At 75.7% G+C, this 14,721-nt stretch carries 11 protein-coding genes; 3 read left to right on the top strand and 8 right to left on the bottom strand.

All coding sequences use genetic code 11. The features are described 5' to 3' along the window. Positions 1-173: 173 nt before the first annotated feature. The 4 genes from ACTMTB_RS26410 to ACTMTB_RS26395 form a co-directional block, all read right to left on the bottom strand. Positions 174-1,514: a carbohydrate-binding protein gene (locus ACTMTB_RS26410; protein ID WP_441148903.1), complete on the bottom strand. Its 1,341-nt coding sequence runs from the start codon at positions 1,512-1,514 to the stop codon at positions 174-176. Positions 1,515-1,590: 76 nt separating this feature from the next. Then, positions 1,591-4,323 (bottom strand): hypothetical protein, encoded by a 2,733-nt coding sequence (locus tag ACTMTB_RS26405; RefSeq protein WP_441148902.1) that lies wholly within the window; start codon positions 4,321-4,323, stop codon positions 1,591-1,593. Then, a complete protein-coding gene (locus tag ACTMTB_RS26400; protein ID WP_441148901.1) occupies positions 4,316-4,861 on the bottom strand; it encodes a hypothetical protein in 546 nt (181 codons plus the stop codon). The genes ACTMTB_RS26405 and ACTMTB_RS26400 overlap by 8 nt, the downstream gene beginning before the upstream one ends. Before the next feature lie 265 nt (positions 4,862-5,126). Beyond that, positions 5,127-5,909, bottom strand: a complete 783-nt coding sequence (locus ACTMTB_RS26395) for an RNA ligase family protein (protein ID WP_441148900.1) — start codon at positions 5,907-5,909, stop codon at positions 5,127-5,129. A 277-nt stretch (positions 5,910-6,186) separates the two neighbouring features. Here ACTMTB_RS26395 and ACTMTB_RS26390 point away from each other — a divergent pair, with 277 nt between their 5' ends. Further along, entirely contained in the window at positions 6,187-7,230 is a 1,044-nt protein-coding gene (locus ACTMTB_RS26390) for a zinc-dependent alcohol dehydrogenase family protein (RefSeq protein ID WP_441148899.1), read from the top strand. A gap of 59 nt (positions 7,231-7,289) precedes the next feature. Continuing rightward, entirely contained in the window at positions 7,290-8,216 is a 927-nt protein-coding gene (locus tag ACTMTB_RS26385) for a diacylglycerol kinase family protein (RefSeq protein WP_441148898.1), read from the top strand. Here the strand turns inward: ACTMTB_RS26385 and ACTMTB_RS26380 are convergent. The 3 genes from ACTMTB_RS26380 to ACTMTB_RS26370 form a co-directional block, all read right to left on the bottom strand. Next, on the bottom strand, positions 8,179-9,174 hold the full coding sequence (locus tag ACTMTB_RS26380; RefSeq protein ID WP_441148897.1) for an EamA family transporter: 996 nt from the start codon (positions 9,172-9,174) through the stop codon (positions 8,179-8,181). The genes ACTMTB_RS26385 and ACTMTB_RS26380 overlap by 38 nt on opposite strands. Positions 9,175-9,255: 81 nt before the next feature. Continuing rightward, entirely contained in the window at positions 9,256-9,957 is a 702-nt protein-coding gene (locus ACTMTB_RS26375; protein WP_441148896.1) for a TetR/AcrR family transcriptional regulator, read from the bottom strand. 84 nt (positions 9,958-10,041) lie between these two features. Further along, positions 10,042-10,728 carry an HAD family hydrolase gene (locus ACTMTB_RS26370; RefSeq protein WP_441148987.1) on the bottom strand — a complete coding sequence of 229 codons (687 nt, stop codon included), beginning with the start codon at positions 10,726-10,728 and terminating at the stop codon, positions 10,042-10,044. A 164-nt stretch (positions 10,729-10,892) separates the two neighbouring features. On the opposite strand from ACTMTB_RS26370, the gene ACTMTB_RS26365 reads away from it, so the two are divergent. Beyond that, positions 10,893-13,694 (top strand): DEAD/DEAH box helicase, encoded by a 2,802-nt coding sequence (locus tag ACTMTB_RS26365; RefSeq protein ID WP_441148895.1) that lies wholly within the window; start codon positions 10,893-10,895, stop codon positions 13,692-13,694. A 57-nt stretch (positions 13,695-13,751) separates the two neighbouring features. Here the strand turns inward: ACTMTB_RS26365 and ACTMTB_RS26360 are convergent, their stop codons facing one another. Further along, a complete protein-coding gene (locus tag ACTMTB_RS26360) occupies positions 13,752-14,672 on the bottom strand; it encodes a 5'-3' exonuclease (protein WP_441148894.1) in 921 nt (306 codons plus the stop codon). Positions 14,673-14,721: the final 49 nt, after the last annotated feature.

Here is a 14,721-nt window from a genome sequence, read left to right as displayed (position 1 = left end):
GGACGAGGCCCGGGAGCGCTCCCATGGCAGCCTAGAGGCGTCCGCGACATCCTCGCAACATGTCGATGCGTCGAAGTGTCCGGCGCGGGGGGTCCGGCTGCCCGACCGCCGGGTGCGGGCGCGCGCCGGCCCCGCGCCCCGGTGAGCGGGGAGCGGGGCCGGGGGAGCCGATCTCAGCGGCCCTGCAGGGAGCGGACGTTGTCGCCGAAGGTCCAGCCCTTCGCGCCGTCCCAGTTCAGCGACCAGGTCATCAGCCCCTTCAGGCCGCCGCGGTAGGTGTTCCACGCCTGCGCCACCGACGCCGGCGGCAGGTGTCCGCCGCCGGCGCCGGGCTGCGCCGGCAGGCCGGGGACCTGCTTGTCGTACGGGACGCGGATGGTGGTGCCCTGGACGACCAGTCCGGTGTGGAGGCAGTCGGTCTGCGCGGTGAAGCCCTGCACGGTGCCCGCCGGGTAGGAGTCGCCGGAGCAGCCGTACATGCTGCCGTTGTAGTACTGCATGTTCAGCCACCAGAGCCGGCCGTTGTCGGCGTACCGCTTCACGATCGGCAGGTACGCGCCCCAGATGGAGCCGTAGGTGACGCTGCCGCCGGTGACGTACGCCGTCTCCGGGGCCATGGTGAGGCCGAAGCCGGCCGGCATCTGGGCCAGCACCCCGTCGATGATCCGGATCAGGTTCGCCTGGGAGGGGGAGAGCCGGTTGATGTCGCCGCTGCCGGTGAGACCGGTCTCGATGTCGATGTCGATGCCGTCGAAGTTGTGCTTCTTGAGGATCGGCACCACCGTGGCGACGAACCGGTCGGCGACCGCCGCCGAGCTGAGGTCGATGCCGGCGGTGGCGCCGCCGATCGACAGCAGGATGGTTAGGCCGGCCGCCTTCGCCTGGCACATCTCGGCCGGGGTGGGCACCTTGACGGTGGTGTCCATGCCGTCCTCCCAGAGCACCGTGCCGTCGGCGCGGATGACCGGGAAGGCGGCATTGACCACGTTGTAGCCGTGTCCGATGATCCGCGGGTCGGTGATCGGGATCCAGCCCAGCGGCGGGTGGACGCCGTTGGCGGCGCCGTCCCAGTTCTCCCAGTAGCCCTGCAGCACCTTGCCCGCCGGCCGGGGCTTGACCGCGCAGGTCGTCGTGCCGGGCGGCGGGGTGGCGGTCGGCGTTGCGGTCGGCGTCGGCGTCGGTGTGGGCGACGAGGTGCGGGTGGGCGACGGCGTCGGCGTGCCGCCGCCGTCACAGGCCCCGAGGTCCCGCCACAGCGCCGGCGTGGCGGCCGGGTTCCAGCCGGCGCCCGGCGGTGGCGTGTGGGTCACCAGGGCCTCGTAGCGCCGGCCCGCGTAGCTGACCTGGCTGCCCGCCGGATACGTGGTGCCCTCGGCCCAGGCGGGCGCGGTGCAGGCGACGGCCGCGACGTCGGTGATCGCCGCGGCGAGCCCCTGCGTGGTCGGCAGGGCGGCGGCGGCCGTGGCCAACGCCACGCCGGCGGCCAGGGCGGTGAGTGCGGGTCGGAGTCGCATGACATACCTCCTCGTCGATGCGCCGGAGGTTATCAGTTAACTTTGTTAAATGTAAATGTCGCGATGTCTCGGCCCGTCAGGCGCGGCTGCGGACGAAGGTCTCCTCGCCCCACGACCCGTCGTCGGCCGCGAGCCGGATCACCAGCCGGTCACCGGCGCAGCGGTACGAGCCCTCCGAGTCCGCCATCACCGAGCTGATGTCCAGCTCCCGGCCGTCGACCCGCAGCAGGTTCACGTCGCCCGCGGTCACCCCGTTACGCTGCCGGTACCGCCCGGCCCCGGCGCTCCACCGGTACGTCTGCGTGCCCCGCCGGACGTTGCGCACGGTGTGCCCGTTGAGGGAGCCCTCGGCCACGGTCAGGTCGAACAGGTCCGTCGCGGTGCCATCCACCCGGTACGCGCTGGCGAAGCCGGTCTCCGGGCCGCTGGCGAGATCCACGCTCGCGTCCTGTCGCAGCCCGGCCAGCGTGCCCAGCGGCGAGTCGGCGGCGACCTTGACGTGGTAGCGGCCGGCGGTGAGCCGCCACACCCCGACCAGGCAGCCGTCCTGTCCGGTCACCGCCGCACGCCCCGACCCTCGCTGCACGCCGGCGACCGCCCCGGACGCGCCGAGCAGCACCACGACGGCGGCACCGGCCAGCAGCCAGCGCCGGTGCCGGGCGCGTGCCGCCACGGCGAGTGCCGCCGTCACCGCGGCGCCGAGCGCCGCGGCGAGCGTCGCGAAGACCGGTGCGACGAGGAGGGCGTGACTGACCGCCCGGACGACGAGAACCTGCTCGGGAGGTCGGACACAGCCGAGGTCGGCGCCGGTGCCGAGGCAGGGCAGCGCCGCCGTCACGGCCACCAGCACCGGCGCCAGCAGCAGCCCCGCCGTGCCGGCGGCGAGCAGGGCGTGCCAGACCGACAGCCGCCGGCCGGCCACGGCCGCGACCGCCACGGTCATCTCCACCAGCGTCACCGGCAGCAGCGTGTGACCGTCGACCAGCCCCCGCAGCGCCGCCGGCCCGAGGCCCGGGTCCCGGACCGCGACCGCGACGCCGGCCACCACCAGCGGCAGCGCCGCCGCGCCGACGACCCCCGCCACCAGGCCGAGCCGGATCGCCCGCCGGGTGGCGTGCCGGTTCGCCAGGACCGGGTACAGCGCGGCGGCGAGCGGCAGCGCGAGCAGGTACGGCGCCTGGTCGGCCAGCACGCGGACGTACCAGCCGAGGGTGTCCAGCAGGGTGAGCGCGGTGACCTGGTCGGTGTGGCCCTCCCGCGCCGCGAGCACCCGCGGCATGCTCATCTCGGAGTCCGCCGACCACGCGTCCAGGACCAGGAACGACGCCACGAAGGCGGCGGTCAGCACGGTCGTGGCCACGGCGGCGCCGGCCCACGCCAGGCGGGTGCGGGTCGCGTCGTCCGCGGCGACCCGGCGCAGGTGCGCGCGAGCGCCGAGGGCGACCCAGCGGCCGAGCAGGACGCCACCGGCGATCCCGAGCACGGCCCAGGCCAGCTCGACCCACCAGGCCGGCCGGTCGCTGGCGTACCCGGTCGACCAGGCCAGCCGGCGGCCGACGAGCAGCCCGACGGCGAGCGCCGCGCCGAACAGGCCACCCCGGGACGCCGTGCCGCCGCCGTGCCGCGCCCACCAGGCCGACCGCCACAGGGCGCCGGTGGTGACCAGGGCCAGCGGCGCGCCGAGCAGCAGGCCGACGAGGAACGCGCCGCCGGTGAGCGGATCGGGGCCGCCCAGGGTGCGCGGCAGTTGCGACATCAGGTCCAGCAGCGGCGGTGCGGCGATCCCGGCCGCCAGCCCGGCGCCCAGCGCCTCGACCGGGCGGGCGGCGACCCGGCGCGCCGGCCGGGCCAGCTCGTCGGCGCGGGCCCCGGCCAGCGGCTGGAACCGGAACACCGCGGCGAGGCGGGACCAGCGTCCGGCGCGGGTGCGGTCGGCCGCGAGCATCGCCCGGGCGGTCGCCGCGTCCACCTTGCTCAGTCGGGCGTCAGCGGCGAACTCCCGGGCCCGCAGCACCGACCAGGCCGACACCTGCACCACCAGCGCGAACACCGCCAACCGCCAGGCGTCGCCGAGCAGGTGCGCGGCCGGTACGGCGCCGGCGTAGTTGACCGCGACGGGAGCGAGCACGCCCAGCGGGAAGGCCCACGCCAACGCGATCGTCAGCCGGGTCAGGTCCACGTCCGCGTTGCGCAGGTGAGCGAGTTCGTGCAGCACGACCGCCCGGAACACGCCGGGCGCCGTCCGGTGGGCGTGCACGAGCCCCAGGTCGAGCCGGACGTACCGGACGCCGAACGTGCCGAAGGTGTTGCCGCTGACCCGTGCCGACCTCGACACCACGAACGTCGGCGGCCGACGCAACCCCGCCTCGCGGACCAGGGCGGCCAGGTCCGCCCGCAACGCCTCGGTGCCCGGCATCCGGTCCAGCCGGCGCAGGTCACGCAACCGGCGTTCGCACCACGGCGCGGCCAGGTAGATCGCCGCCGTCACGGCCGCCAGCACCGCCAGCCCGACGAGCATCTGACGCACCACGTCGGCGTGCAGGGTGCCGAGGCACCGTTGCACCGCCGCGGCCGACTCCTCGTTGACCGTGCCGGCCCGCACGTCGATCGGCGGCGGAAACCGGCGCAGCCCGCTGACGCACTCGGCCCGTTCCCGGGTGAGCGCCGCGTCGATGAGCACCGTCTGCCAGCCGAACATGCTCGTCCCGACGACCGCGGTCACCACGGCGACGAAGCGGCCCAGGGCCGGCGAGGGCAGCGGCGGGGTCACCGCGGCGTGGCCGGCGCGGTGCGCCGTCGCCTCACTCACCGTCGGCGTTCCCGCCGTCCACTCCGAACCGCGCCACGAACGCGTCCCGCACCGCGGCGCGCAGCAGTGCCACCTGGTCCTCGGTGAGCGCCCAGCGCGGGTCGCGGGCGGCGGCGGTGACCGCCTCCTCGATGCGCAGCACCTGCCCGGGCCGCAGCCGCACCGCCGGCAGCGTCGGCGCCTCGGCACCCGAGCGGCGGGCCCGCCACCGCCGGCCGAGCCGGCGCAGGCCGCCGCGCACCGCCTCGGTGGCGTGGCCCTGCGCCGCGTCGCGCAGCGCGGTGAGCGCGACGCCGGTCAGCACCATGACGTACGGCAGCAGCGGCTCGACGGTCTCGTGGAACCCGCCGCCCCCGGCCTCACCGCCGCCGACCCGCACCAAGTCGCGCGGGTCGTCGCGCCAGCGGTCGGGGCGACGCCGGTACGCCGGTTGCAGGAACACCAGCAGCGGCTCCTCCTCGGGGGCCACCGCCCGGATCGCCAGCCGGACGAGGTCCTCCTCCGTCCCGCCGCCCGAGACCTGCCTGGTCGGGTTCATGGTGATCGTGCCTCCCGGCCTCTCGGGTCGCCGCGCGCTCCCGCGGTCACGTTAGGAGCCACCCTCAAAGAGCGCGATCAGCAATCAGACAGTCACCATGCGTCACTCCCTCGGTGCAACCGCCCTCCCGCCTCGCTGATCAAGAGGTTTGCGTCAGGTCCGGGGCTGATTCCGACGCCAACTTCTTGATCACCGAGGCGGGAGGCCGCGCTCGGTGCCGGGGCCCGGCGGTGGCCCGGGGGAGCGGGCCACCGCCATGGCGGGTTCAGCGGCCGCCGGAGCGCCGCCGCCGGGCCCGCTCGTAGTCCTGGAAGCGGGCCTTGGCGATCACCGACCGGTCCGCGCCGCGCAGCACCAGCCCCTCCGACCGGCCGGGTACGCCGTCCAGCGCCACCAGCGTGTGCGGCAGGTGGTCGGTCAGGAACGCGTACGTCTTGTCCACGTCACGAGGCAGCTCGGCGGCGTCCACCGTCGCCAGCCGGGGAACGGTGTCCACGCCGTACGCCTGCGCCCGCGCGAGGAGTTCCCGCTCGTCGAGCCAGCGCTGGCCGCCGCCGTCGCGCCAGGCGGCGAGCTGCTCCGGTGACCGGTCCAGCAGGTCGGCGTACCCGTCGAACTCGGCGATGTCGAAGAGCCGGTAACCGACCCGGCGGCTGCCGGTGTAGTGCTTCGACGCGCCGGTCACCTTCCCGCCGTACACCTCCAGGTAGCAGACGGTGAACCGGTCGGCGTCGGTCGCGCGCAGCCGCCCGGCCAGCCCGCGCAGCGCCTCGACGATGCCCAGCGCCGGGTTGGCGATCAGGTCACCGTGAGCGTGCAGCAGCTCCTCGCGGCTGCCGATCAGGTACCGCCCGTCCGGGGTGAGGATGATCCGGCTGTTCGTGCCGTCCACCTTCTCGGTCAGGGTCACCGGGCCGGTGAACTCGACGGTCTCCTCGCGCAGGCCCCCGTCGCGCGGCTCGAGCGCGTGGTAGGTCGGGATCGACGGGTACTTGGTCATCGAGTTGACCGCGCGCAGGTCGACGGCCCGCAGGTCGAAGCTCGGCACTGGCGTTCCTCCCCGTGGCGTCCGCCGGCCGTCGGCGGGTGGGCGGCAGCGTATCGGGACCCGCTCCGGCGGCGCCCGCCCTTTTCCGCCCCGCCGGGGCGCATCGCGTCCGTGCCGAAACGGCCGGACCGTGCGGGGTGAGCCCCGCCACCCTGGTCACGCCGCGTGCGGTGGGCACCCGGCGCCGGTCTACCGTCGTCCGGGCCCGTCGACCGCCCGCCTGAGCGGGGCGGTCCACGGACCGCCGAGCACTGTCGATCCCGCGAAGGACGGTCACATGCGCGCCACCGTGATCCACGGCCCGAACGACATCCGCGTCGAGGAGGTGCCCGACGCCGCCGTGCGCCAACCCACCGACGCCGTCGTCCGGGTCGTCACCGCGTGTATCTGTGGCAGTGACCTGTGGGCGTACCGGGGCGTGGCCAGCCGGCAGCCCGGGCAGCGCATCGGCCACGAGTTCCTGGGCGTGGTGGAGGCCACCGGCGCCGAGGTGACCTCGGTGCGCACCGGCGACCTGGTGGTGGCCCCGTTCGTCTGGTCCGACGGCGTCTGCGACTTCTGCCGCGAGGGCCTGCACACCTCCTGCCCGCACGGCGGGTTCTGGGGCGAGCCCGGCTCCGACGGCGGGCAGGGCGAAGCCGTCCGCGTCCCGTACGCCGACGGCACCCTGGTGCGGCTCCCCGCCGAGGCCGCCGGCGACGAGCGGCTGCTCGCCGCGCTGCTGGCGCTCTCGGACGTGATGTCCACCGGCCACCACGCGGCGCTCGCCGCCCGGGTCCGTCCCGGCGCCACCGTCGCCGTGGTCGGCGACGGCGCGGTGGGGCTCTGCGGCGTGCTGGCCGCCCGGCGGCTCGGCGCCGAGCAGATCATCGCGCTGGGCCGGCACACCGCCCGCACCGACATCGCCCGGGCCTTCGGCGCCACCGACGTGGTCGCCGAGCGCGGCGACGCCGCGGTCGCCGCCGTCCGGGAGCTGACCAAGGGTCAGGGCGCGCACGCCGTGCTGGAGGCCGTCGGCACCGAGGAGTCCATGCGTACGGCGATCTCGATCGCCCGCGACGGTGGCGCGGTCGGCTACGTCGGGGTGCCGCACGGGGGCAGCGCCGGCGTGGACATCCGCCAGCTGTTCGGCCGCAACGTCGCCCTCGGCGGCGGGGTCGCCCCGGCCCGCACCTACCTCCCGGAGCTGCTCGCCGACGTGCTCGACGGCACCATCGACCCGTCGCCGGTCTTCGACCGGACCGTCACCCTCGACGGGGTGCCCGACGGCTACCGGGCGATGGACGAGCGCACCGCGCTGAAGGTCCGCATCACCTTCTGACCGCCACTACCGCCGGTGACGACGCCGCCCCTGGTGGGCGGCGTCCGCCGTACCGTACGGTGCTCGCCGTGACCGCAGACGATCACTCCTCGACCGGCCCCGTGGCCGTGCTCGCCAACCCCACCGCGGGCCGGGGCCGGCACCGCGGCCTGCTGCCCGCACTGCTGGAGCAACTGGCCACCGCCGGCCGCCCGGTCGAGCTCCTGACCGCGGGTACCCCGGCCGAGGCGGAGGCGGCGTGCCACGCCGCGGTCGCCGACGGCGCGGGCGCGCTGATCGCTGTCGGTGGCGACGGCACGGTCCACCGGGCGGTGCAGGCGGTCGCCGGTACGGCGGTGCCGTTCGGCCCGGTCCCGGCCGGCACCGGCAACGACTTCGCGGCCGACAGCGGCTTCCCGGCCGACCCGCTGGGCGCCGTCGAGGTGATCGCCGCCGCGCTGCGCGAGGGGCGTACCCGGCCGGTCGACCTGGCCCGGATGACCGGGGCGGACGGCGGCGACCGCTGGTACGGGGCGGTGCTCGCGGCGGGCTTCGACGCGATCGTCAACGAGCGGGCCAACCGGATGCGCTGGCCGCGCGGTCCCCGCCGCTACGACCTGGCGATCCTGATCGAGCTGGCCCGGCTGCGCCCGCGCCGCTACACGCTGCGGCTGGACGGCGAGGTGCACGAGCTGGACGCGGTACTGGTGGCGGTCGGCAACGGCGCCAGCTACGGCGGCGGGATGCGGATCTGCCCGGACGCCGATCCCACCGATGGGCTGCTGGACGTGGTGGTCGGCGGGCGGTTCGACCGGCGCACCCTGATGCGGGTCAAGCCGCGCATCTACCAGGGCACCCATGTGACGCACCCGCTGGTGCGCAGCTACCGGGCCCGGACGGTGGAGCTGGCCGCCGAGGGCATCACCACGTACGCCGACGGGGAACGCTCCCTCGACCTGCCGGTGCGGATCACCGCCGTACCGGGGGCGCTGCGGTTGCTGCGCTGAGCTGTTCGTCGGTGCCGGTGTCCACCGGGCCGGCCGGTGCGGCGTCGGGGTGCGCCGGTCGGTCGGCGGTGCGCGGCGTGCCGGCCCGCACGGCTCCGATGCTGGCGGCGACCACCAGGGCGATGGCCAGCACCTCCGTCAGGTGCAGGTCCTGCCCGAGGACCAGCCAGCCGGCGAGCGCGGCGAGCGCCGGGCCGAGGCTCATCAGCACCGCGAAGGTCGAGGTGGCCAGCCGGCGCAGCGCCAGCAGTTCGAGGGTGTAGGGCAGTACCGAGGCGAGCAGCGCCAGCCCGGCGCCGAGCGCCAGCACGGCCGGGTGCCACAGCCGCGTCCCGGCGTCGGCCAGCCCGAACGGCAGCGTGAGCAGGGCCGCCACCGTCATGGCCAGGGCCAGCCCGTCGGCCCGGGGGAACCGGCCGCCGACCCGGGCCGAGCAGACGATGTACGCCGCCCAGAGCGCCCCCGCGCCCAGTGCCAGGCCGGCGCCGACCGGGTTCAGCCGGTCGAACCCGCCCTGGCCGAGCAGCGCCACCCCGGCCAGCGCCAGACCGGCCCAGCACCACGCGGTCCACCGGTGGGCGGTCAGCACCGACAGGGTGAGCGGCCCGAGCACCTCCAGGGTCACCGCCGGCCCCAGCGGGATCCGCTCGATGGCCTGGTAGAACACCGAGTTCATGCCGGCCAGGGCGAGCCCGAACAGGACCACCGACGCCCAGTCGCCCCGGCTGTAGCCCCGCAGCCGGGGCCGGCACACCAGCAGCATGAGCAGCGCGCCGATGGCCAGCCGCAGCGTGACCGTGCCGGCCACCCCGGCCCGGGGGAAGAGCAGCGCGGCGACCGCCGAGCCGAAGTGCACCGACAGCGCGCCGCCGAGCACCAGCCCGACCGCCCCCACCTGGCCGGTTCCCCAGCGGCGCAGGATGCGGGCGGGCGTCGACGGGCGGGCGTGGGAGTCCATTCCCGCGACGCTAGTGCGCCCACCGGGCCGGCCCGCAGCCGGTGGCCCGCCAGGTGCAGGCCCACACACCAGCGGAGTGGGTCACGCTTGCCGGTCGGCGCCGGCGAGTCGGTCCAGCCACTCCGCGAGCAGCGCCCGCTCGGCCGGGGTGAGGTCGCCGGCCAGCCGCGGCAGCGCCGCGCGCAGGGCGACGGCGTGGCGGACCGGCCGGTCGGGTGGGCGGACGGCGCGGGCGGCGGGGCTGTCGGCGCAGATCGCGGTGACGACCGCCTCGCGGGTGGCGACCGACAGGCCCGGGTCGCCGCCCTGGATCAGGGTGAGGGTGACGCCGCAGCTGGCCGCGTGGACCATCTCGGCCGCCCGGTCCACGTCGACGCGCAGCCGCCCCGCCTCGGCCACCCGCACGACGAGCTGGCGGAAGATGTCGGCGGCCACCCGGGCGGCGGTGGGGCGCGCGCCGGGGCGCGGGTCGCCGTACATCAGGGTGTGAAATGCCGGGTTGGCGACGCCGAACCCGACGTGCATGTCCCAGCCCCGGCGCAGGTCGTCCACCGGGTCGTCGGCGGGCTCGCGGGCGGCCTGCGCGTGCAGGTGCGCGGCGAAGCCGTAGCTGGCGGCGGCGTCGAGCAGGCCGCGCAGGTCGCCGAACTGGCGGTAGATGGTCGGGGCCTGCACGCCGGCGGCGCGGCTCACCGCGCGGGTGGAGACCGCCTCCCGGCCGCCCTCGGCGAGCAGCGCGGCGGCGGCCCGCACGATCCGGTCCCGGGCCGGCGTCTCGGTCACGATAGCGACGATAACCCCTCGGTGTTAGCGGCCGGTCCTAACGCGATTATCAAGATCCTGTTAGCGCTGATGTATCGCCGCAGGTCAGTCGCGCAGCGCCAGGTCGAGCACGGCACCGAGGCCGTTCTCCCGGCCCGGATCGGCGCAGGGCAGCACCAGGACGGCACAGCCGGCGTTGACCGCGCCGGCGTCGGCCGGGGTGTCGCCCACCATCAGCGTCCGCTCCGGGTCCACGCCCAGCATCCCGCAGGCGCGCAGGAAGATCCCCGGGTCCGGCTTGCAGCGCCCCACCTCGTACGACAGGGCGTACGCGTCGACCAGCCCGTCGAGGCCCCAGGCGGCGAAGAGCGGCCGGATGTCGAAGCCGATGTTGCTCACCACCGCCACCTTCACTCCCGCCTTGTGCAGAGCGCCCAGGGTGGCCTCGACGCCCGGATAGGGCACCCAGCCCTCCGGGACCAGCAGCCGCTCGTAGAGCGCCTCGGCGAAGCCCTCGATGCCGGCGTCCACCGTCTCGGCCAGCCCGGTGTAGGCCCCCCGGTGCGCGTACGGGTAGAGGTCCCGGTCGGCCCAGAGCTCGGCCAGCCGCGGCGGCACCCGCGCCGGCAGCGGTCCGCCCGCCCGACCCGCGGTGAGCAGCCGGTCGGCCAGCGCGGTGGCCCGCATCCGCTCCAGCGTCACCCCGCAGGCGGCAGCCGCCTGGAGTACCCACTCGTGGGGCTCCTCCACCTGGGCCAGGGTGCCGTGGAAGTCGAACAGGACCGCCTCCACGGCGCGGCGGGGCGGACCCGGGCGGACGGCGTCGTCGGCGCCGCTCGGGACATGGGGCGGTTGGGCATGATCCGGCACGTCGTGCACCCTACCGACCCCCACCGATCACCCCGGCGAACGGCCTTGGCGGGTAGCCGTGCGGAGTACGCACTAATCTTGAGGACATGTCGAGCCCCGCCGAGCGGTACGCCGCGGCGCGCCGCCGGGCCGCGCAGGCCTCTCAGTTCCCGGCGCTGGACGAGTTCGCCCTCGATCTGGGGTTCGATCTCGACGACTTCCAGCGCGAGGCGTGCCAGGCCCTGGAACGGGGAAGCGGCGTCCTCGTCTGCGCTCCCACCGGCGCCGGCAAGACCGTGGTCGGCGAGTTCGCCGTACACCTGGCCCTGCGGGGGACGCCCGCGCGGCCGGCGGCGGCCGACGGCGGCGAGCCGCCGCCCGCCCGGCGCAAGTGCTTCTACACCACGCCGATCAAGGCGCTGTCCAATCAGAAGTACCACGACCTCGTCGACCGGTACGGCGCCGAGCAGGTCGGCCTGCTCACCGGCGACAACGCGATCAACGGCGACGCCCCCGTGGTGGTGATGACCACCGAGGTGCTGCGCAACATGCTCTACGCCGGCTCGGCCACCCTGGAAGGCCTGGCCTACGTGGTGATGGACGAGGTGCACTACCTCGCCGACCGGTTCCGCGGCGGGGTCTGGGAAGAGGTGATCATCCACCTGCCCGCCTCGGTCACCCTGGTCTCGCTGTCGGCCACCGTCTCCAACGCCGAGGAGTTCGCCGACTGGCTGGTCACCGTGCGCGGCGAGACCGCGGTGGTGGTCAGCGAGCACCGGCCGGTGCCGCTGTGGCAGCACATGCTGGTCGGCAAGCGGATGTTCGACCTGTTCCACGACGCGGACGCGGCCCGCAAGCACGACGTGCACCCGGAGCTGCTGCGCTACACCCGCGACACGGTGCGCCGCCTGGAGCTGGGCGAGGGGCGCAGCGCCGGCCCCGGCGCCGGGCGGCGCGGTCCCCGCTGGCGCGGTCCGATGCGTCCGGACATCGTCGACCGGCTCGACCGCGAGGGGCTGCTCCCGGCGATCCTGTTCATCTTCAGCCGGGCCGGCTGCGCCGCCGCCGTGCAGCAGTGCCTCGCCGCCGGGCTGCGCCTCACCTCGCCCGAGGAGCGCGCCGAGATCCGCCGGGTGGTCGAGTCCCGGGTCACCGCCATCCCCGGCGAGGACCTGACGGTGCTGGGCTACTGGGAGTGGCTCGACGGGCTGGAGCGCGGCCTGGCCGCGCACCACGCCGGCATGCTGCCGGTGTTCAAGGAGGTCGTCGAGGAGCTGTTCGTCCGCGGCCTGGTCAAGGCGGTCTTCGCCACCGAGACCCTCGCGCTGGGCATCAACATGCCGGCCCGCTGCGTGGTGCTGGAACGGCTGGTCAAGTTCAACGGCGAGGCGCACGTCGACCTGACGCCGGGGGAGTACACGCAGCTCACCGGCCGGGCCGGCCGGCGCGGCATCGACGTCGAGGGGCACGCCGTCGTGGTGTGGTCCCCGGAGACCGACCCGCGGCACGTCGCCGGGCTCGCCTCCACCCGGACCTATCCGCTGCGCTCCAGCTTCCGGCCGTCGTACAACATGGCGGTCAACCTGGTCGGCACGGTGGGCGCGGAGCCCGCCCGGGCGCTGCTGGAGTCGTCGTTCGCGCAGTTCCAGGCGGACCGGTCGGTGGTCGGCCTGGCCCGGCAGGTGCAGCGCAACACCGAGACCATCGAGGCGTACGGCGTGGAGGCCGCCTGCCACCACGGTGACTTCGACGAGTACTTCGCGCTGCGGGTGGCGATCGCCGACCGCGAGCGGGCCATCGCCCGGCAGGGGCAGACCCAGCGCAAGGCGGCGGCGGTCGCCTCCCTGGAGCGGCTGCGGGTCGGCGACGTGATCCGGGTGCCGGCGGGCCGGCGGGCCGGGCTCGCCGTCGTCCTCGACCCGGCCACCGGCGGCTTCGGCGAGCCGCGCCCGCTGGTGCTCACCCAGGACCGCTGGGCCGGCCGGGTCAGCCCCGGCGACTTCACCACCCCGGCGGAGGTGCTCGCCCGCATCCGGGTGCCCAAGCACTTCAACCACCGCTCCCCGGCCGCCCGGCGTGACCTCGCCGCCGAGGTCAGCGGCACCGGCCTGGACCGGCACGGCGGTCGCCGCGGCGGCCGGTCCCGGCAGGCCGCCGGCGAGGACCACCGGCTCAGCCAGCTCCGCACCGAGCTGCGTAACCATCCCTGCCACGGCTGCCCGGACCGGGAGGAGCACGCCCGCTGGGCGGAGCGGAGCCGCCGGCTGGAGAAGGACACCGAGGAGCTGCGCCAGCGGGTGGCCGGCCGGACCGGCTCGCTGGCCCGGACGTTCGACCGGATCGTCGCGCTGCTCACCGCCCGGGGCTACCTCTCCGCCGACGGCGGGGTCACCGACGCCGGCCGGATGCTCGGCCGGATCTGGACCGAGGCCGACCTGCTGGTCGCCGAGTGCCTGCGCCGGGGCGTCTGGGACGGGCTCTCCCCGGCCGAGCTGGCCGCCGCCGTCTCGGTGGTGGTCTTCGAGGCCCGCCGCGACGTCGACGAGCGGGCCGGACTGCCCCGCGGTCCGGTCGCCGACGCGGTCGACGAGACGCTCAAGCTGTGGGGGGAGATCGAGGCCGACGAGGCCGGCCGAGGTCTCACCGTCACCCGCGAGCCGGACCTCGGCTTCGCCTGGCCGATCTACCGCTGGGCCCGGGGTGAGGCCCTGGCCAAGGTGCTGGCCAGTGGGCACGAGATCGACGGGGAGATGCCAGCCGGCGACTTCGTGCGCTGGTCCCGGCAGGTCGTCGACCTGCTCGGTCAGCTCGCCGACTCCGGTGGCGCCTCGGCCGACCTGCGGTCCACCGCGCGGCAGGCGATCGCCGCGGTCAACCGGGGCGTGCTGGCGTACCACTTCTCCACCTGAGACCCGCGGCGGTCGTTGCCCGTCCCGGCCCGCCCCGCCGGCCGCCCGGGCCGGTGGTCAGGGCCGGTCGGCGAGGGCGTCGACCAGTCGCCGGCAGGAGCCGGCCAGGTTCCACCGCTGCGCCAGCTCCAGCAGCCGCTCCGGCTGCGCGGGCGCCGTCGGCAACGCGGTGGGCAGCGCCGGCAGCGGTACGTCCCGCGCCACCTCCACCACCTTCGGCGCGACGGCCAGGTAGCCCCGGGCCGCGTCCAGCTTGGTGCGCAGCCCCGGCGCGAAGCCGGAACCGGGCTCGTCCAGCGCGGCGAGGATGCCGGCGAGACTGCCGTACCGGTCGATCAGCCGGGCGGCCGTCTTCTCACCCACCCCGGGCACGCCGGGCAGCCCGTCGCTCGGGTCGCCGCGCAGCGCGGCGAAGTCGGCGTACCGGTCGGCGGGCACCCCGTAGCGGCCGCGGACCGCCGCGTCGTCGCAGTCCTCCAGCTTGGCCACGCCCCGCCCGATGTAGAGCAGCCGCACCCCGCGCCCGTCGTCGACGAGCTGGAACAGGTCGCGGTCGCCGGAGACCACCTCCACCGGCGCGTCCTGGGTCACCGACAGCGTGCCCAGCACGTCGTCGGCCTCGTAGCCGGTCGCGCCGACCGCGGTGATGCCGATCGCCTCCAGCACATCCAGGATCATCGGCACCTGCGGCGAGAGGGTGTCCGGCACCACCTCGCCGCCCTGGGGCGCCACCCGGTGCGCCTTGTACGACGGCAGCAGCTCCACCCGCCAGGCCGGCCGCCAGTCGTGGTCCAGCGCGCAGACCATCCGGTCGGGGCGGCGGGTGCGCACCAGTTGGGCGAGCATGTCGAGGAAGCCGCGGACGGCGTTGACCGGCTGGCCGTCCTCGGTCTTCGCGACCGACTCGGGAATGCCGAAGTAGGCCCGGAAGTAGAGACTCGGCGCGTCGATCAGCAGGATCGGGGGTCGCTGTGCCACGCCCGACAGCCTGTCACAGCCCTACGACGGGATGGGAACGTGGCGTGCC

The organism is Micromonospora sp. L32, assembly GCF_052068055.1.
In the GTDB taxonomy this organism is placed as follows: Bacteria; Actinomycetota; Actinomycetes; order Mycobacteriales; family Micromonosporaceae; genus Micromonospora; species Micromonospora purpureochromogenes.
This window is presented reverse-complemented; position numbering and strand designations above follow the sequence as displayed.

What these genes read in the sequence shown, in the direction of transcription:
- ACTMTB_RS26390 (WP_441148899.1), top strand. Translation starts at nt 6,187, where the DNA reads ATGCGCGCCACCGTGATCCACGGCCCGAACGACATCCGCGTCGAGGAG.
- ACTMTB_RS26380 (WP_441148897.1), bottom strand. Translation starts at nt 9,174, where the DNA reads ATGGACTCCCACGCCCGCCCGTCGACGCCCGCCCGCATCCTGCGCCGC.
- ACTMTB_RS26365 (WP_441148895.1), top strand. Translation starts at nt 10,893, where the DNA reads ATGTCGAGCCCCGCCGAGCGGTACGCCGCGGCGCGCCGCCGGGCCGCG.
- ACTMTB_RS26410 (WP_441148903.1), bottom strand. Translation starts at nt 1,514, where the DNA reads ATGCGACTCCGACCCGCACTCACCGCCCTGGCCGCCGGCGTGGCGTTG.
- ACTMTB_RS26400 (WP_441148901.1), bottom strand. Translation starts at nt 4,861, where the DNA reads ATGAACCCGACCAGGCAGGTCTCGGGCGGCGGGACGGAGGAGGACCTC.